Origin of the sequence: Paenibacillus sp. BR2-3, assembly GCF_046529485.1 — a bacterium.
In the GTDB taxonomy this organism is placed as follows: domain Bacteria; phylum Bacillota; class Bacilli; order Paenibacillales; family Paenibacillaceae; genus Paenibacillus_AQ.
On sequence record NZ_CP126311.1, the window covers coordinates 3,346,671 to 3,364,597 of the forward strand.

At 48.6% G+C, this 17,927-nt stretch carries 18 protein-coding genes and 1 pseudogene; 7 read left to right on the plus strand and 12 right to left on the minus strand.

All coding sequences use genetic code 11. The features are described from left to right. Positions 1 to 107: 107 nt before the first annotated feature. A complete protein-coding gene (locus tag PaeBR_RS16080) occupies positions 108 to 779 on the plus strand; it encodes a tetratricopeptide repeat protein (RefSeq protein ID WP_410511554.1) in 672 nt (223 codons plus the stop codon). Positions 780 to 865: 86 nt separating this feature from the next. Here the strand turns inward: PaeBR_RS16080 and PaeBR_RS16085 are convergent, their stop codons facing one another. The 4 genes from PaeBR_RS16085 to rpiA form a co-directional block, all read right to left on the minus strand. Beyond that, a complete protein-coding gene (locus PaeBR_RS16085; protein WP_410511555.1) occupies positions 866 to 4,027 on the minus strand; it encodes an MMPL family transporter in 3,162 nt (1,053 codons plus the stop codon). Continuing rightward, a complete protein-coding gene (locus PaeBR_RS16090) occupies positions 4,024 to 4,476 on the minus strand; it encodes a MarR family winged helix-turn-helix transcriptional regulator (protein WP_410511556.1) in 453 nt (150 codons plus the stop codon). The genes PaeBR_RS16085 and PaeBR_RS16090 overlap by 4 nt, the downstream gene beginning before the upstream one ends. A 173-nt stretch (positions 4,477 to 4,649) precedes the next feature. Next, positions 4,650 to 5,096 carry a GNAT family N-acetyltransferase gene (locus tag PaeBR_RS16095; protein WP_410511557.1) on the minus strand — a complete coding sequence of 149 codons (447 nt, stop codon included), beginning with the start codon at positions 5,094 to 5,096 and terminating at the stop codon, positions 4,650 to 4,652. Beyond that, positions 5,096 to 5,782: a ribose-5-phosphate isomerase RpiA gene (rpiA, locus tag PaeBR_RS16100; RefSeq protein WP_410511558.1), complete on the minus strand. Its 687-nt coding sequence runs from the start codon at positions 5,780 to 5,782 to the stop codon at positions 5,096 to 5,098. Before rpiA ends, PaeBR_RS16095 begins: the two co-directional genes overlap by 1 nt. A 76-nt stretch (positions 5,783 to 5,858) precedes the next feature. On the opposite strand from rpiA, the gene PaeBR_RS16105 reads away from it, so the two are divergent. Then, positions 5,859 to 6,056 carry a hypothetical protein gene (locus PaeBR_RS16105; RefSeq protein WP_410511559.1) on the plus strand — a complete coding sequence of 66 codons (198 nt, stop codon included), beginning with the start codon at positions 5,859 to 5,861 and terminating at the stop codon, positions 6,054 to 6,056. A 9-nt stretch (positions 6,057 to 6,065) separates the two neighbouring features. Here PaeBR_RS16105 and PaeBR_RS16110 read toward each other — a convergent pair whose 3' ends face one another. Genes PaeBR_RS16110 through PaeBR_RS16120 form a run of 3 tightly spaced genes read right to left on the minus strand, consistent with a single transcriptional unit; the run spans position 6,066 to position 7,613 of the window. After that, positions 6,066 to 6,551: a GNAT family N-acetyltransferase gene (locus PaeBR_RS16110; protein WP_410511560.1), complete on the minus strand. Its 486-nt coding sequence runs from the start codon at positions 6,549 to 6,551 to the stop codon at positions 6,066 to 6,068. A 41-nt stretch (positions 6,552 to 6,592) separates the two neighbouring features. After that, positions 6,593 to 7,156: a macro domain-containing protein gene (locus tag PaeBR_RS16115; protein ID WP_410511561.1), complete on the minus strand. Its 564-nt coding sequence runs from the start codon at positions 7,154 to 7,156 to the stop codon at positions 6,593 to 6,595. After that, complete coding sequence (locus tag PaeBR_RS16120; protein ID WP_410511562.1) at positions 7,140 to 7,613, minus strand: hypothetical protein; 474 nt, start codon at positions 7,611 to 7,613, stop codon at positions 7,140 to 7,142. The genes PaeBR_RS16115 and PaeBR_RS16120 overlap by 17 nt, the downstream gene beginning before the upstream one ends. 328 nt (positions 7,614 to 7,941) lie before the next feature. Between PaeBR_RS16120 and fsa the strand changes: the two genes are divergently transcribed. Continuing rightward, a complete protein-coding gene (fsa, locus tag PaeBR_RS16125; RefSeq protein ID WP_410511563.1) occupies positions 7,942 to 8,589 on the plus strand; it encodes a fructose-6-phosphate aldolase in 648 nt (215 codons plus the stop codon). Positions 8,590 to 9,157: 568 nt separating this feature from the next. Further along, positions 9,158 to 9,601, plus strand: a pseudogene (locus tag PaeBR_RS16130) (MFS transporter); the annotation flags it as partial. Here PaeBR_RS16130 and PaeBR_RS16135 read toward each other — a convergent pair. The 3 genes from PaeBR_RS16135 to PaeBR_RS16145 form a co-directional block, all read right to left on the minus strand. Continuing rightward, positions 9,574 to 10,854: an MFS transporter gene (locus PaeBR_RS16135; RefSeq protein WP_410511564.1), complete on the minus strand. Its 1,281-nt coding sequence runs from the start codon at positions 10,852 to 10,854 to the stop codon at positions 9,574 to 9,576. The pseudogene PaeBR_RS16130 and the gene PaeBR_RS16135 overlap by 28 nt on opposite strands. A 136-nt stretch (positions 10,855 to 10,990) precedes the next feature. After that, positions 10,991 to 13,342 carry an RNA polymerase recycling motor HelD gene (gene helD, locus PaeBR_RS16140; protein WP_410511565.1) on the minus strand — a complete coding sequence of 784 codons (2,352 nt, stop codon included), beginning with the start codon at positions 13,340 to 13,342 and terminating at the stop codon, positions 10,991 to 10,993. A 29-nt stretch (positions 13,343 to 13,371) separates the two neighbouring features. Next, entirely contained in the window at positions 13,372 to 14,400 is a 1,029-nt protein-coding gene (locus tag PaeBR_RS16145) for an FUSC family protein (protein WP_410511566.1), read from the minus strand. Between the two features lie 204 nt (positions 14,401 to 14,604). Here PaeBR_RS16145 and PaeBR_RS16150 point away from each other — a divergent pair, with 204 nt between their 5' ends. Continuing rightward, positions 14,605 to 15,072 carry a hypothetical protein gene (locus tag PaeBR_RS16150; protein ID WP_410511567.1) on the plus strand — a complete coding sequence of 156 codons (468 nt, stop codon included), beginning with the start codon at positions 14,605 to 14,607 and terminating at the stop codon, positions 15,070 to 15,072. 43 nt (positions 15,073 to 15,115) lie between these two features. On the opposite strand, the gene PaeBR_RS16155 is transcribed toward PaeBR_RS16150, so the two are convergent. Continuing rightward, on the minus strand, positions 15,116 to 15,772 hold the full coding sequence (locus PaeBR_RS16155) for a phosphatase PAP2 family protein (RefSeq protein WP_410511568.1): 657 nt from the start codon (positions 15,770 to 15,772) through the stop codon (positions 15,116 to 15,118). A gap of 24 nt (positions 15,773 to 15,796) precedes the next feature. Between PaeBR_RS16155 and hfq the strand changes: the two genes are divergently transcribed. After that, a complete protein-coding gene (gene hfq / locus PaeBR_RS16160) occupies positions 15,797 to 16,102 on the plus strand; it encodes an RNA chaperone Hfq (RefSeq protein WP_410511569.1) in 306 nt (101 codons plus the stop codon). A 33-nt stretch (positions 16,103 to 16,135) separates the two neighbouring features. Here the strand turns inward: hfq and PaeBR_RS16165 are convergent, their stop codons facing one another. Next, positions 16,136 to 17,248, minus strand: coding sequence for a lactonase family protein (locus PaeBR_RS16165; protein ID WP_410511570.1), 1,113 nt, complete (start codon positions 17,246 to 17,248; stop codon positions 16,136 to 16,138). A 208-nt stretch (positions 17,249 to 17,456) separates the two neighbouring features. Between PaeBR_RS16165 and PaeBR_RS16170 the strand changes: the two genes are divergently transcribed. Further along, complete coding sequence (locus PaeBR_RS16170; RefSeq protein WP_410511571.1) at positions 17,457 to 17,798, plus strand: LytTR family transcriptional regulator DNA-binding domain-containing protein; 342 nt, start codon at positions 17,457 to 17,459, stop codon at positions 17,796 to 17,798. Positions 17,799 to 17,927 lie beyond the last annotated feature (129 nt).

Consider the following 17,927-nt stretch of genomic DNA (forward strand, 5'->3'; position numbering starts at 1 on the left):
ACTTGGGAGACAGATTCAGAATATTATGAAATATGGTATAATTACCCTGCCCCATTGCTCTTTATGACAAATGGATACCGGATACACCATAATAATGGAGGGAAATCATGTTTAAAATTATTGGTTTTATGCTGCTGTGGAACTTGGTGGGAAATCCTTTTCTGGCCCTGCTTATCCTGCTGGTTGTCCTGTATATTCTGGACCGCAGATATGTAGGCATCTTCCCCAGTATTACGAAGCCCTTCCGCAGAGCGCGGCAAATCTCCAAGCTTCGGACTACAATTTCGCTTAACCCCAACGATGTGTCATCCAAATATGAGCTGGCCCGGCATTTGGCGGAACGCAAGAAATATAAGGAGGCGAAGGAGCTATTTCTGCAAATTGAAAACCGGTATGAGCAATCCGCGGAATACTGGGTTGAACTGGGCCGTGTGAATCTGAAGCTGGGACAAATGGATGAGGGCGAAGCCCAGGTACTGCATGGACTGGAGATTAACCGCAGGGCGCAGTACGGTCAGCCTTATCTTCGGTTAGCCGAGGCCTTCCGCCACACGGACCGAGACAAAGCGTTACATTATGTAACTGAGTTCCAGGAAATTCAGTCCTCTTCGAGCGAGGCTTACTACTTGGCCGGGTCCATGTACAAGGCTCTCGGCAGAGTGGATGACGCGAAGCGTGCTTTCGCGGAATCTACAGCCATCTACCGAACGCTTCCCAAATACAAGAAGCGGCAGGAACGCAGGTGGGCGCTGCGCAGTTTTTTTGCTAAGATGCGCTAGTTGAATTTCTACTACTACATACTTATAGAAATTCAAGAACCTCTATGTTCACTTATACAAAGTGATCGCATAGAGGTTCTTTGATGTTACATATTCACTTCATGCTTCGGGGACTCCCCACTCTCTTTAACGCTGAAAGGCCACCAGTTCGCCCGGCCGAACATCCGGACCATAACCGGAACAAAGAACGGCAGGAATATCAAGGCATACAGGGCCAGGCCGGAGAGAACAACCGTAGCAATCTGCATCATCGATAATACCCCGGAAGGATACATCGAGGCGAAGGTGCCGCCCAGAATAATCACGGCTGACAGAATGACTGTTCCCATATTGCGCATTGCGTGCAGAATGGCTTCACGAACATCCCAGGTTTTGTTCTCGTTAAAGCGGGCCATCAGGAAAATACTGTAGTCCACTCCCAGCGCCACCAGCATAACGAAGCTGAAGAACGGTGTCGTCCAGGTTATTCCGGCATAGCCCAGAAGATTAACAAATATGGCTTCGGTCACACCCAACGCTGTAAAGTAAGTGATCACAAGCGATAGGATCAAATATACCGGCATAATAACCGATCGGAGCAGCAGCACCAATATGATGAAAATACCACTAAGCATCAAGATAACCGTCCGTGTGTAATCCTCATTGGAAACGTTCTGCAAATCACTGTAGGTACTGGTCACTCCGCTAAGGGCCGTTTCGGCATTTTCCAGCTTTGTGCCTTGAACCGCACGGTCTACAGCTGCCTGAATTTCTCCAACGCTGTCAATCGCCTCGGAGCTGTAAGGATTTCGAGACAATACAACATCCAAAGTCATCACTTTACGGTCTTCGGACAAGTAGTTGTCGAATACCTGTTGAATTCCCTCTGTTTCAAGCGCCTCTGCCGGCACGAAGAAGCCGCTTAGCTCATCATCCTTTGCCGCCTGGATTTGATTGAGATAATCCTGCGCAGAATCCAGTCCGCCTGTGATCTGCTTCAAGCCGTCCGCGCTGTCGCTTAAACCCTCAGTCAGCTTTCCGATCTGTCCTGTCAATTGGCCGAAGCCGTCGGCAAGCTGCTGCTGCCCGCCTTGCAGCTGATCCAGACCTCCTGAAAGGGAGGGAATCTTATCAACGATTTGACCTTGACCGGCTGCTGCCTGATTCAGTCCCGCCTGAAGCTGTCCGATACCCGCCACCAGCTTATCCAGCCCCTGAGCCAGTGCGGTTTGCCCGGCGGCTGCCTTGGTATAACCGGCATTCGCCTCATTCAAACCCGCAGTTGCACCCTTCAGCTGCTCTGTAATTTGAGTGAGTCCAGCAGCAAGCTGTGCGGCACCTGTACCGCTTTGCTCCACGGTTCCTTTAATTGTCTGATAATCCGCATCCTGAAGCAGATCCGGGTGACTGGTCTCCATTCCCGTAAAGGATTTGCCCAGTCCATTCAGCGCAGTCGCTACACCCTGAAGCCTGACATTAAGCTGTCCTAACCCGCCATCGAGTGCCGACAGTCCACCGGCGATTTGCTGATAACCCGCCAGCAGGGCCCGGTTAGCATCCGCCAGCTGCTGTGCACTTGCCGCCGCCTGTTGAAGTCCGGCTTTGATCTCTCCTGCTCCTGAGGAGCCGCTCTTTATGCCGTTCTCAATACGGGAGAGGCCATCGCCTAACGCAACAAGACCGTCCTTCAGCTCAGCCGTGCCTTTCGTCAGCTTTGCGCTGCCTGCTGATGCCTCCTTAAGCTTCGGTGCATTATCGCTTAGCTGCTGGCTCGCTTCCGACAATCCGGCTTGAATCTTGGTCAGGCCCTCTTGTGTCTGATTCAGTCCCTCCGAAAGTGTCCCTACCTGAGTCGGTATCAGGAAATCATTAATTTCCTCGCCTGTGGGACGCGACATGCTGCGAACTGTTTTAACGCCGTCCACCTTCTCCAGCTCGCGGCTGATTTTCTCCGCCAGTCCCATATACTCCGAGGTATCCATCCGGTCATCATTCTTGATGACGATCTTGCCAGGCATGGATTCCCCCGGCCCAAAGCTCTCGGAGATAATGTTGAAGCCTTTGACCGAAGCATAGTTAGAACCAATTTCATCCATGCTGTTAAAGGAGAGCTTTCCGTCATACGTGGCGAGAAAAGGGACAACCACCGCAGCAATGATCAGCAGGGCAGCCCAGGGTCTTTTCAAAGAAAAGGAGCCTGCTGCACCCCAAATTCGGCTTTCGCTATGCTCAAGCTTGCCGCGAGACGGCCAGAATAATCTTTTACCCAGCACAGCCATAAAGAAAGGCACAACAGTAACAAGTGCCAGCAGCATTACAGCAATCCCTACAGCCACAGCAACTGCTGAACGGTAGAGCATGAATTTCGAGAAGCCGATCGCTACAAATCCGACAAAAACCGCCAGCCCCGAATAAAAGACCGTGCCACCAGCCTTGCGGTAGGTTGCAACAATCGCACTTTGGGTATCTTCTGAAGCAGCAAGCTCTTCTTTGAACCTGCTGATCAACAGGATGCAATAATCCGTCCCGATCCCGAACAATACGGCAACCATAAATATTTGAGTGAACGTCGACAATGGAAAATCAAAGTGATCCACCAGGAAGGCCACAATGGATTGCGCTATAATATAGCTCAGCCCCACCGTCAGTAGCGGTACAAAAGGAGCTACGAACGAACGGAACACCACAAACAAAATAAGCAAAATAAAAACAACCGTAATGTATTCCGATTTCTTGAGTCCAGCCTCCGAGCTGACAATCGTATCCTCGGTAATCAGTCCCTCACTGGTTAAATAATGATCTGCATCGACGTCCTTGAGCAGCTTGTTAACTTTATCAGGAAGCTCCTTGACAGCCGCATCTCCGCCTATGACAGACAGGGCCACCATAATCGTCTTGCCGTCTTTGGCGATCAGCGTATCTTTTAGCCCGCTTTGCGAGAAAGGGTCCGTGATCGAATGAATATGTAATACTTCCTTGTTGTCGGCCAGCTTCTGGACACCCTGCTTGATACTCTCAGTTTCTTCCGCCCCGATCCCCTGCGGCTTGTTGAACACAAGAGCTACCTGATGCAGTGTTTCCCCGCCCTTGGCGTCAGCCACCTCCTGCATGATCTCACCCGCTCTTGAGGAGGTGTATCCTGCCGGAACCGAAATCTGCCCCTTTTCGCGGACGAGATCAGACATCGCCGGAGCCGTAATAAATAAAATCACCGCCGCTGCGAGCCAGACTGCAATGATAGCCCATCTTGCTTTTAAAATAGCTTTCAAATGTTTCTCCCTCCCGATTCCTGCATTAAGCTTCCCAGCTTCTCAAACATTCGGATAAACATTTCAATATCACTTTCCTCAAAATGGAACAAATAAGGAGATAAAATCACCTGTACTTGTTTCTCAGCAGCGTCATATACACTTTTTCCATACGTAGTCATTGACAAATACACCTGCCGCCGGTCGTTCTCGTCACGGGTGCGCTCAATCATCCCCGCTTCCACCAAACGATTGATGATGGCGGTAATCGAACTCTTTCCCACCGCGAAGGATTCTGCCAGGTAAGTAGAGGTGCATAGCTCCTGGCCATCAATCAGGCGAAGAATGAGATATTGATCGCTGGTCAGGTCTTCAGAAATTCGATCTCTTATTTGCGCATTAATACGCCTCGTTACTACCAAATAGGCGTCCAGGTAGCGATTAATCCAATGCTGAGCATCTTTTTCCAATCCTCTAACCTCCCTGCTAATAGTTCATGTATAGAATAGTTTCATTATAAAACTATATGGATTCCTCCTGTGAAAGTCAACTCTCAACCAAGCTGGCATTCAGGAAATACAAAAAAAAGGTTTCCCCGCAGCAGTATAACTGCTGCAAGAAAACCCTGCCCTGTTTACATATGTTATTCCTCATCCTCGGATTCATCGGTCTCATACACACAGCGGAACAGCTCGATGCCCGCACCGTTCTCACCAAGGCTGTATACCATAAAACCCAGGCTGCGGTAAAAGTTTGCGGCGACCTCGTCCTCTGTCTCTGCCATAAGATACCGTGGCTGGCGTGCTGTCAGCAGTTCCAAAATCATGCCGCGCGCGTATCCCTTCCCTCTGTTCTCCGGCAGCACGGCGATATGCTTGACCTCCAGCGACCCATCCTCAGTTTCTTCGTAACCTACGAGGCCAAGCAGCAGGCCATCCTCTTCCCAGCCATATAGTTGCAGCGCCGGTTGTTCGCTGTATTCTGCCAAGGTTTGCTGAAGAGCATCAGGCTCGTCAATTACCGCATAAGTCAGCAGCTCTTTTACCTCCGGTGTGCCTATGAGATGCTTCAGATCAATTAACATAGACATTATTCTTCCTTCCCGCCTTCAATAATCTCAATGCTTCCGTCGCTCTTGCCCAGAATGGCCATATCAGCGATTCCGATGAACAGACCATGCTCCACGACGCCCGTAATGCCCTGCAGTGCCAACGCCAGCTCCGGAGCCGAATCAATAACCTCGAAGCGGCAGTCTGCTATGTAATTGCCGTTATCCGTCCTGTACAGCTCTTCCCCGCTGCGGCGCAGCTCCGGCTTGCAGCCCAGCTTGGCAATCTCTGCAACCGTCCACTCCCAGGCAAAAGGAACAATCTCCACCGGAAGCGGGAATTTACCCAACGTATGTACGGCTTTGCTCTCATCCGCCACCACAATCATCCGGGAGCTATTGCCGGCGACAATCTTCTCACGAAGTAAAGCGCCGCCCCCGCCTTTTATCAATTGGAGCTTGCTGTCCAGTTCGTCCGCTCCGTCAATCGTCAGATCCAGGCTGTCAATATCGCCAAAGGCCACAAGCGGAATTCCCAGCTCACGCGCCTGCTCCTCTGAAGCGCGGGAGGTCGCTACTGCGGTAATATTCAAGCCTTCACTAACACGCTCGCCAAGCCTGCGTATCGCCCAATAGGCCGTCGACCCGGTCCCCAGCCCAACCTTCATGCCGTCCTGAACATATTCTACTGCTTTTTCTGCCGCCAACTGTTTCACATTGACACTCATTTAAATACCCCCACGTTATACGTTATAATAATCTATAATCACAATTGTATGAAACCCATGTTCAGGAGGATTCCGGATGAGAACCGAAAACCAGATTCAAGCCAAAATCAACGAATTGACCCTCCAGTGCAAATCACTGGAAACGCGTCTGGGCCCTTTAGCCGAGGACAGCCCGCAGCGGGATAACCTGAAGGCACAGCTTAGCCGTTTTGAGGACATGATCCTGATGCTCGAATGGGTTCTTAACGCGCCAGTCGGCAAATATCACGCCTAGGCCTTAATCTTATTCCAGGATTTTACCGTAACAAAGACTATCAGGATCCCCTACATAAGGTCCGAACAGATCAATCGGCCGGTAGCCATGCTTAACATAAAGAGCAATCGCTTCCGGCTGCTTGATTCCTGTCTCCAGTCTAATTTCCTTGTATCCGGCGGCTGCGGCCTTCTCTTCAAGAAATAGCAGCATTTGGGTCGCTATCCCCATGTTGCGGCAGCCCGGGTCTACGTAGAAACGCTTCAGCTCCATAGCCGGAATATCTCCCCCTAAGTAATCAAGCGGCCGTAATCCTCCGCACCCTATGGACAGCCCATTCTGATAGGCCACTACAAAAGTCATCTCTCTTACCTTCGGATCTTTAAAATCAACGACATAGATGGTTTCATGAGGGTAACGTGCCTTGAGATCCTCGTCCAAACGGTCAATAAGCCCCCTTAAATCAGGATTCTCCGGCTCAACAACAATAAAATTCACATCAGTTACTGGTAACACTTCGTACTCCTTCCGCAGCCCGCTTTTTTAATGGATAGATATTATTCGGCGGAAACATATCTTCCAATCTCTGCTTCATACAATTCTGCATTTTCTCTCTCAAAACAAATAAAATCAATTCTTGTCAAAGGCAATGAGCCTGGTTCATGCTCTTTAACATATTGGATAACGGTATGAAGGGCCGTCCTGCAAGCTAATCCTTTTGGGAAATTGTAAATGCCCGTACTAATATTCGGAAAAGTAATACTTTGGGCTCCCTTGGAACAAGCGAGGTCCAGACTGCTCCGGTAGCACTTGGCTAATATGGCTTCTTCCCCGCCTGCTCCGCCTTTCCAGATCGGTCCAACTGTATGTAAAATGTATCGGACCGGAAGTCTGCCTGCATGGGTAAGCGCGGCCTCCCCTGGAAGACAGCCGCCCTGCTTTTGCCGTATAACAGAACATTCTTCGGCAATTTGAGGACCTCCTGCCCGGTGAATCGCTCCGTCCACACCTCCGCCCCCATATAATCCGGAGTTGGATGCGTTCACGATAATATCCCCATGCCATTTGGTAATATCGCCTTCACTTACAGATATCGTCACATTGTTAATGATGATTTGCACGGTAGGCTTCCCCCTTCGCTGCTTCCTCCAGATTTATAATCAGCTCTTTCTCCTTGCTGTTAATGGTCTTGTCTATAAAGGCTTCATGCTCAATGGGTGCGCCCCCGAATGCAGATTGTCTTATGCTGTTAAGCATCCAGTTCTCCGCGTCCGTCAGCCTCATCTCGCCCTTCCCTTCAGCTACTCTATAAAGCGTGAGCGTAGTTGCCGGCCTTACATTATCAGTGGCAGTGGATCCATTCATCCCCGCAGGCACAGTCAATTGGAACAAAGGAACAGCACCAGACTCTTTAGCGTTGCCGGAAATGGGTAAATGATATACGGAATACATCAAAGAGGCACCGCGGGACGAAGACCCTGACTCACTCCGGTTCGCAATTAATTTGCTGTTCTTGTAGGCAAGTACCCCGCCCGCCAGCAGCAGCAGGAGCACGACAGTCAATAATGCATAAATCATCCGTCCTCACCGTCCACTTCACATTAAAAAAATTACAATACCGACTTAATATTATCACGGCGGGAACAAGTCTGAAATGGCTGAATTCGAAAGAAGAGATTTTTTTTGAAAATGGGACGGTTTCTCTGCGTTCAGTATTCCAATACCCTGTATCCGGTGCGGCCAATCCTATTTTCAGTAAAATATTTAAAAAGTAAGCGGTACCGTTTCTATATAGTTATTTTGAAATATTCATATTAACAGTTGAAACTTTGTATGGCATGTCTCATAATGTAGGTAGGAACGCTGCTTGTCAATCCATATGGAAATCAAGGGAGGATAACCGGAAATGAAATTTTTCTTGGATACCGGAAATATTGAAGAAATCAAACGTATTACCCGCCTCGGTTTAGTGGATGGCGTTACGACGAACCCGTCGCTGATCGCCAAAGAGGGCAGACTTTTTAAAGACGTTATTAAAGAAATCGTTGCCATCGTGCCAGGACCGGTAAGTGCTGAAGTTATCGGACTGAAAGCGGAAGAAATGCTTAAGGAAGCTTATGAAATCGCGGAATGGGCGCCGAATGTTGTTATTAAGCTGCCTATGACTGAAGATGGATTGGAAGCTTGTTATGAGCTTACGAAGAAAGGGATCAAGACGAACGTAACCCTCATATTCTCTGCTGCTCAAGGTCTTATGGCCGCTAAAGCGGGAGCTACTTACATCAGCCCGTTCGTTGGCCGTCTGGACGATATCGGCGTAGATGGAATGGCATTGATCAAGGATCTGAAGACGATTCTGACCAACTACGGACTGACTTCCGAAATCATTGCAGCAAGTATCCGTAACATTGCACATGTGGAGCAAGCGGCCATTGCCGGCGCACATATCGCAACCATTCCTGGATCACTCCTGCCTTCGCTTTGGAAACACCCGCTTACCGACAATGGTATCGAACGCTTCCTGAAGGATTGGGAAAAGGTTCCGCAAGCTTAAGATCAATATCCTGCCATAGAACGAAAGGCTGTCCCTTAGGTAGTTCTACTACTGAAGAGACAGCCTTTTTCATTTTGGATGTTAAATAAAATAAAGGCTTTGTGATATTGGGGTCAACACCAGAATCAGTGCTTAACAAAATGTTGCAACCTAGCCACACACCAGACCCTGTAACCGGTGATTAGAGGGAATTCCTCCCTGTAAATTAGCAAACCCACCTCATACGGCATGATTAGAGGGACAATTTCCCTCTATTTGCCTAAAACAAGCTAGCACTGACCACTTTAGAGGGATTATTTCCCTCTATTTGCCCGAACAAACTGGCACTCGCCACTTTAGAGGGATAATTTCCCTCTATCTGCCCAAACCTAATTAGAAATCCGGGGTATTTTAAGTAAATAGCGTCCCCTGAGCCCGCCAAAACGGTATTTTGGAATTAATTCGCTGCCCAACTCCAGATTTCCTGATTTGAAACCCAGCCTCATTATGGATGATTGTCCTGAAAGTTTGATAACAGGATTTACTGCGGTAACGTTCTACAAAGATGCTCCGTGAACGGACGTTGATCTTTTTTCTGTTCAATGCCGTTGCAATAGTAATCATACGGCCACTGTCGGGCAAAATTTACGACCGTTACGGTCCTGAAGCCTTGCTCATTCCCGGAAGCCTGTTTGTGATGGCCGGCCTGGTCCTGCTCTCCTTCGCTTCTTCAACCGCCGCATTGTTTCCGGCCGCGCTGTGTTATGGCATCGGGTTCGGTTCAATGCAGCCCTCCCTGCAGACCTGGATGATCCAGTCGGTAGAGCCACGCCAGCGGGGAATGGCGAACGGCATGTTCCTGAACTCGTTGGATCTGGGTGTAGCCGCCGGTTCCATGCTCCTCGGGGTTATCGCTCTATACACCAGCTATGCAGTCATGTACCGTTTTTCCGCACTGACTCCCGGACTTTTGCTGATAATCTATGTCTCGATTCTAGCATTAGGTCAGCGGGCCCGCTGCCGTCGGGCATGACGTATATGCCTTCCCATCTTCGCCGTCTTCCTGCCGACAGATTTTCCCGGCTTATTCTTATTGGGAGTAACAGCAAATAAAGTCAGCAAACCGCCAACTGCTCCAACAGCAGCCAATGTAGCAAACAGCACCCAATGCCCCCTGGTCATAATAAGCGATACTACTGGCGGTCCCAGTGCCACACCAATAAAGCGCATGCTGCTGTATAGGGAGGTGATGGTGCCGCGATTTTTCTTTTCAATTCCCTCCGTAAGAAGAGCGTCCATACAAGGCAGGGCAACACCGATCCCAATTCCCACCAAACTCAAAAAACCGACCAAAAAATAAATTCCATTACCAAATCCGGCAATCACCATCGCCACCGTAAGCAGCAACATACCGCTGAAGCCCAGCCACTTCATCAGCCCCTTGTTTTGACCGATAATTTTCCCGCCTCCGTAAGAAGACAGACAGAGCAGCGTGAGCGGAATCGCAAGAACAAAGCCTTTCATGGTACCCTGCAAATTATATTTCGATTCTAGCGTCTCCGATAAATAAAACAAAACTCCGAAGATCAGGAACATGCAAATCCCGCCAATGGCAAAAATAGCGTACAGCCAGCGCCCTTTTTTATGTAAAACACCAACAATCTCGGACAGGAATTCACGAATTCCCGGCTTCTCGTCCTTCTCGTCCTCCTCCGGCTTTTTGACAAGAAATAAGACCATTAGAAAAGAAATCGCACAAAGAATTGGAATCGCAATAAAAGGTGCATACCAGAGCAGCGTACCCAGATAAGCACCCAGGATCGGACTTAAAACCTTACCGAAGGTGTTCGAAGTTTCAATAATACCCAAGCTTTTACTGACTTCCTTTTCATCCTTGAACAAATCACCCACAAAGGGCAGCACAATAGGAAAAGCGCCTGCGGCTCCAATCCCCTGCAAAAAACGTCCCGCCAAAATGACCCAATATGCGCTGAGCCCGTCCATAAACCATGCCGCGGCAACGCAGATGGCTCCGCCAATCGCTGCAAGGATAAGACTGGGCAGAATGACTATTTTCCGTCCGAAACGGTCCGAGAGATAACCTGCTACAGGAATCATTAATATGGCCACCAGTCCAAAAACGGTAATCAGCATACTGACCTGAAACGCAGAGATATCAAGTTGCCGGGATATTTGCGGCAAAATAGGTATAAGCATGGAGTTGCCAAGGGTCATAATTAACGGAATGGAAGCTAACGCAACCAGATCCCATTTCTTATCCTTCATGTACTTACCACCTTCGTCTTTGTTCGCAATACTTCTTATTGTGGTTTGTTTCGGCACCTTTATTCATGGAAGCAAAAACCGCCCTTTCGCAAAATACGAAGGACGGTCTATGTTTCAGATATTAAGCGTATCGGCTTTAGATGGATTCGGCTGCAACGGTATCCACTTTAGCAGCAGGGAGGAAGCGGCTCGGCTCTCCCAGGCTGTAAATGTGCAGTAAATGCATCGCCCGGGTGCAGGCGGTATAGAAAAGCTTCCGTTCACTTTCCCGACTGTAATTTTGTTCCGAACCGTCGTAGATAATCACTGCGTCAAACTCCACACCTTTTGCCAGATAGGCTGGAAGTACTAGCGTACCCTTTTGAAAATTGGGGGTCTCTTTCGTAACCAGCCTTACTGGCAGCTTTCCTTTCAATTCAGTATACACACGTTCACTCTCTTCCGCGGTTTTACAGATAACGGCCACATAATGATAACCGCGCGAATGCAGCTCCTTAATGTCGCTCTCCACTGCGGCAAGCAGCTCAGGCTTACTGGACACGACGCTTACCAAAGGCTCTTCTCCTCGCCGGTTAAACGGTATGATTCGTTCCCCGCCAGGGATCATGGCCCGAGTAAACTCCACGATCTCATAAGTCGAGCGATAACTGCGCGTCAGCGAGATCACTTCCGTGTTTTCTTCCCCATACACGCTTACCAGGCTGGCCAAATCTCCCAAAACCTCACCCTGCGCATAAATAGCCTGATTAAGATCACCGAGTACGGTCATTTTGGCACGGGGAAACAATCTGCGCATGAACTCAAGCTGAAAAGGGGAGTAATCCTGCACCTCATCGACAATAACGTGGCGGATAAGTGTATTGGTGCGGAAGCCCTGGCTCAGCTCCTTCAGATATAAAAAGGGTGTAGCGTCCTCATAAGTCAACTCATTAGCATGTATAGTATTTAGGGTTTGTACGCATACATCATCCCACTCCGGAGGAAGATCATGGTTGCCGTTCAGACGTTCCAGCAGTTCCAGATTAGTGAATAAAGTGCTGTATAGTCCCTTCACATCAACAAAACGGCCACGCTTGACCCAGCGCCGCAGCGGCTTCAGACGCTGGCTGACCACATAACGGCCGAGCAGCTCTTTTTCCGTATCGTAGTCATCGAAGGATTCTCCCTTACCGCGTTTTTTCCGCTGCATCATTTGAAAGGCCCGATGGTATTCATCTGAATCCAGCACTTCGATCTGATTTTCGACCCAGTTCGCACTGCGCTCCTCGTGGCCGAAATCAGAGATTTTTTTCAGCAGCCAGCCAGTCATAAGATCGACCCGGTTAGCCAGCTTAATTGCGGGATCAAAGCTATAAAATTTCTGCAGCAGATCCTCCTTGCTTACAATCACCCGCCCCTGAAATACCACAGGCTTGAACAGCATGCCTTCACGCTCCAACAAAAAGACATACCTGCGGATCACATCAAGGAAGGACACCGAAGATTTGTAGGCTATTCCTGCTCTCCGTATCCCTGCTTCAGGTCCTTCCGGAGCATTTAAGAGACTCTCCGTCTGGTTAAAGACATCCTCCAGCTGAAATTCATGGCCCAGCCGGTGTTCCAGATACATCTGAAATGTCGTCTGCTGCATGTTTTCCTCACCAAGCTCAGGCAATACCGTGGATACATAGCTGTTGAAGAGAGGATTGGGAGAGAAGAGCAGCATTTGATCCGCCTGAAGGACTTCCCTGTATTTATATAGAAGATAAGCAACTCTCTGCAGAGCGGCAGACGTCTTTCCGCTGCCCGCAGCCCCCTGAACTACAAGCATCCGGCTTTTATCATTGCGGATAATCGCGTTTTGTTCTTTTTGAATCGTTGCCACAATGCTCTTCATCCGGTCGTCGGCACTATGGCTGAGAACCTGCTGCAGCAATTCGTCACCAATCGTCATCCCCGTATCGAACATGACTTCGATGTTGCCGTTGTCTATAACAAATTGACGTTTGAGATCCATGGTGCCGGCTACGACACCGCCCGGAGTATCATAGACAGCCGGCCCCGGTGCGCCATCATAGTAAAGACTGGATATGGGAGCGCGCCAATCATAAATCAGAAATGTCCCGTCATCTTCCATTAAAGAGCCAATTCCCAAATAGATCTGCTCGGTCTTTCCATTGGGCTTTTCCGTGAAATCAATACGTCCGAAATAAGGGGAGACCACCAGCTTTTTATATTTTTTCAGCGCCTTGCTGGACTGCAAATGATGCCGCTCGCGCTCTGATAGAATCTGCGACTGCTGCCGCAAACTTGTAGAAGTCTCACCAAGATCGTCCGGGCTGCTGAAATTAACGGTAACCTCTTCCCAGAAGTCCTTACGCATATCGACAACCTCGGTGCGGTGCAGGCCAAGCTCTTCCGATAAGACCCTGATACGGCTGCCTAAAAGCTTAGTTACACCGTTAACTCTCCCTTGTTCTTCTTTCCACTCGCTCTCATTATTCGTCACTGCTTTTCATCCCCTTTAAAAGGTTGAACTTATTCTTTCTCCTCTGACATCCGGTTGATTTGTTCAGCTACCCGGTCCAGCCGCTCCAGCTGATATCCATAGTCATACACAGCCGCCGCTACAATGGATAACCGCAGCTGACCTGATTTTTCAGCATTGTACCCCAGAATAGCCGCTTCCAGAAAACGGTCGTTATCATCACCCAGCGGGTCCGTATCCGTTGTATTCGGCTTTAGCTTGTCTTCAAATTTGAGTAATATGTGTTCATGGTATTTGATCAGCTGCTCCAGATGGCGGTCGAACAGAATATCGGTCTCCTCTGAACGCTCGGCCTGGAAATAATGACGATCCACCGCCTCCAGTACCTCAAATCCCTTTTGCACAGAGGACAGCAAGTTTTTGTAAACCACCATTTGGCGTGTCTGGCTGTACTTGGCACGTCTGAGCGATTTCTGCTCCTCTTCGAACAAACTGTACTTATCCGCAAGTGATTTGATCGAGCCCTCCAGCGCATTTTTCTCATCCCGAAAAACACTTTCTTTCATCTCATGTGAAACCGCGGTCCGCAGCAGCAGGGACAAACTTTTAAAAACATTCTCGATCTGCTGGATATATTGCTTACGGGGCTTGGGGGGAAACACAATAATATTAATTAGGAATGCCGACACAATGCCTGTAAGGGTTAGCAGAAAACGATTCAGCGCAAATTCCCATTGCCCGGAAGCTTCCATCACAGAAATAACGGTGACCAGGGTAAGTCCGATCGTATCTCCCCTGTTCATTTTCATACTTATCATAATAACCAGAATACACACAAGTCCAACCGCAATCGGTTGATTGGATAACAGCAGCCCGCCTAGGAGGGCAAGCACCGCCCCCATTGTACTGGTCTGGATTTGATCCAGAAAATAACGCCAGGAACGGTAAATCGATGGCTGCATCGCAAAAATCGCCGCAATCGCCGCGCCAACCGGAGATGAAAATTGCAGCAGCTCGGACAAGTATAAGGCAAGAGTTACTGCCATTCCCGTTTTAAGTATGCGGGCGCCAAAAGCCAAAACCATCCCTCCCATATTGTTCTAGAGCATAACATATGCACTATTTTGTACTTCATGCAATCTGTATGTATTCCATTAACCTTATTACCCTTGGAACACATTCACGAATTTTAGGACTGCTTAAGCTAATTTTCAGCCAGAATTCATCTTTTTGGGAATAATGATACAGCAGCACCATAATCCTGCACAAGAGGAGGTGAATACATGCGCAAAAATGTCAAAAGAATCATTACCCTTACAGCCGCCGTTTTGTTCAGTCTTTCCCCTGCAGCCGGGTTTACAGGTCATGCCGGAGCGGAACAGGCGACGCCTTCGCCAGCACCTGATTCGCTCTCTTCCGCCCGCTGCCATGAACATCATCACGGCAAAGACGGAAGATTTCATTCCGGAGGGCATTTCATTATGATGGAAACCTCCAGGCTGCTTGAAATGGAGTGTTCCTCACTAAAGGAAAGTCTCAAAGCCGGCAAAACTCTTCCCGAACTCGCTTTAGAGAAAAAAGGCTGGACTGAGGAGCAATATGTACAAAAGCTGTCTGAGGCCGCCGTCCGGAATCTGGATCAGGCCGTAGCCGAGGGACGCCTTAGCGATGCGGAAGCCAAAAAGCTTAAAGAACGGCTCCCTGCTATGTTGAAGCTGAAAATTAGCAAGATGGGTAAATTTCATGAGTAGCAATGCAGATACCTTCCCGATTCTTCAGGAAGGTATCTGTATATTAATCAGCTTTGCTCTTAGGCTTTCGGTATCCCTGATAGAGTTTGAATAAACCAATGGATAACATCAGCCAGGCGCAGCTGGCGGCATATCCCCCTATTACATCACTTGGATAATGCACCCCCAGATAAATCCGGCTCCACCCAATTCCGCCTGTCATAAGAACTGCCCCTGTAATCAACATTACACGTCCGGGTCCAGAACTTAAATGGCGCCAGAGCAGATAGGCAATTACCCCGTATAAGGAAAAGGCAGCCATGGAATGGCCGCTCGGAAAGCTGTATCCAACCTCTTCGATAATTCTGTGTATATTGGGCCGCTCCCGGTGAAACCGCAGCTTCAAAAACGTATTCAAAATTTGTGAGCCTAGTCCCACCCACAAAAACAATACCAGCTCCATCCGGTGCCTAAGCAGGAAAAAAAGCAACATCATCGTCAGAAGCGAGAAGCCGATGGCTAACCATGAAGAGCCCACTAAGGATAAGCCTTTCGCTAGAAAAGTCAGGGAAGGCGATTCTGCAGATTGTACTGCACCGATAATATAGTTATCGAAATAAGTCACTCCGTTCAAAACCACCAGCACCGCGATCACGGCAAAAACCACAGCAAACCCAATGAATAATACAAACTCCCTGTATTTGTGCTTTGAAATACTCATGAACGCTCCCCCTGTTAATCTCCGATGCTGCAGAACGTATTTCCTGAGAATGCCATTCCCGTGGTATACTTGCTTAGAAATCAATTCATGGAGATGGAGTGCTGCCAAGTGGAAAGTCTCAAGCTGCAGGAACGTTTGTTGAACCAATTCATTTCAACAAAGGTCCCGGTCACGATCTTTACAACTAATGGTGTCAAAATGCAAGGACTCGTAACCGCTTATGATGCCTTTACCATCACTTTGCATGGCCAGGGTGACGGGAGACAGAACGTACTGTTCAAATCAGCCGTGTCCACTATCGTTCCCCTTAAGCCAGTCTCACTCAAGTAATTAATGGAACACCGGAATTTTTTCCGGTGTTCTTTATATTTTGAACAATGCCGGCCTTACACATACAGGTTTGGATACTTCGGCTGTATTCCCTGTGAATGTCAGGCGTCCGGTTTTTCCATCCAGTGCGAACACTACCAGGTTATTTCCGTCGCGGTTGGCAACGATGAGATAGCCGCCATCCGGTGTTACAGTGAAGTGGCGCGGATGTCCGCCGCGTGTGGAAACATGCTCTATCAGCGTCAGCTTGGCAGTATCTGCATCAACGGCATATACAACAATAGTGTCAGATCCCCGATTGGAGCCATACAAAAAACGGCCGTCCCTGGACAGGGCAATTTCCGCGCAAGTATTTTCTCCAATGAATTCTTCCGGCAATGTAGGCACGGTCATCACAGTATTTAGAACTCCGGTCCCACGTTCATATGTGAACGATGTAATAGTGGAATCAACCTCGTTAATGACGTAAGCCGAGTTGCCGTCAGGATGGAAGGCTAAATGGCGGGGGCCCGCTCCCGGATGCAAGGCTGTGTCCCTTTGAGGCTCCAAAGTCCCGCTCTCCCGGTTAATACGGTAACACCGGATCATATCCAGACCCAGATCCGAGACGAATACAAAACGGCCGTCCGGGCTGAATATTGCCGAATGCGGATGCGGGCGATCCTGGCGCTCCGGATGAGCCCCGTGGCCCGAATGAACGGCTGTGTCGCACAAACGTCCGGTTTTCCCCTCCTCATCTAAAGAAACCAGACCTATGGTTCCTCCATGATAGCTGCATACCACCAAGTATTGACTGTCCAAGTCACGTGAAATATGGCAGGTTGTCATTTGGCTCTTGCCGTGGGCAGGCATTGTCGCTGTCCGGCTTAGCTCACTTAGTTCACCCGATTCCGGATGGATCGCGTAAGCCGCTACCTCTCCCTCTTTGCCGCCTTCTCCATTCGGCTTCTCCCCTATCGCATAGAGCCGCATGTTTAAGGGATCCACGTTAACAAAGGTTGGATTGGCAATACCTTCTATCTTATGCACCAATCGGAGTGAGCCCCCGGCTTCTCCATTGAACTGAAATACCTGGATACCGCTGTCAGCTGCATCGGAATATGAACCTGTAAATAGCAGCAGCTTTGCCTGTTCATGTTCAATCATTGTTCTGTTCCTCCTCGAAATGTCGCTTTCCAAATCTCTTTATCGCAGCAGTCATTATTATAATTTACCTTCTTTCACCGTCCATGACAAATGCAGCGAAGAAAATGTCATTAAATATTTTAAAAATAAGACTTCTCAAGCCTCAGGGAATATGATATGATGTAAGCGCTAACATTAATCTTTTATTTTGTATAAAGGGGGAACGTGAATGAGTAGCATCCTGCTGGAAGCCAAAAATGTTTATGAGGACTTCGAGGTGGAAACGGACATTCTGTTCTTTAAGGTCGGAGACCATGATCTGGTCATTTTTCACGGCAGAAACTATAATATAAAAAAGAGAATGTCTGCCGAGCAATTGAATCGTTTACTGTCCAATTCGAGCTACTATCATGTGAATGGCGGCTGTTATGTCAATCTAAACAAAATCAGCTCCATAGAAGATGACTGCATTTATTTCGGGGAAATGGGCTTATATGCCAAGCAGGTCCGTGTCCCAAGACGTAAACAGGAAAGCATCCGCCATCTGCTAAGAGGACGACTCAACGCTTAAGAAAAAATTCAGTTTCCTAGCATTCGAAAAGCCTGGGGTAACACGGAGACCCGTGTAACTTTTGGCTTTTTTTGCTATTCTTAATAAAAACTTAAAAAGAAAATGTGCTTTTTTATACTTTCTTAAGGT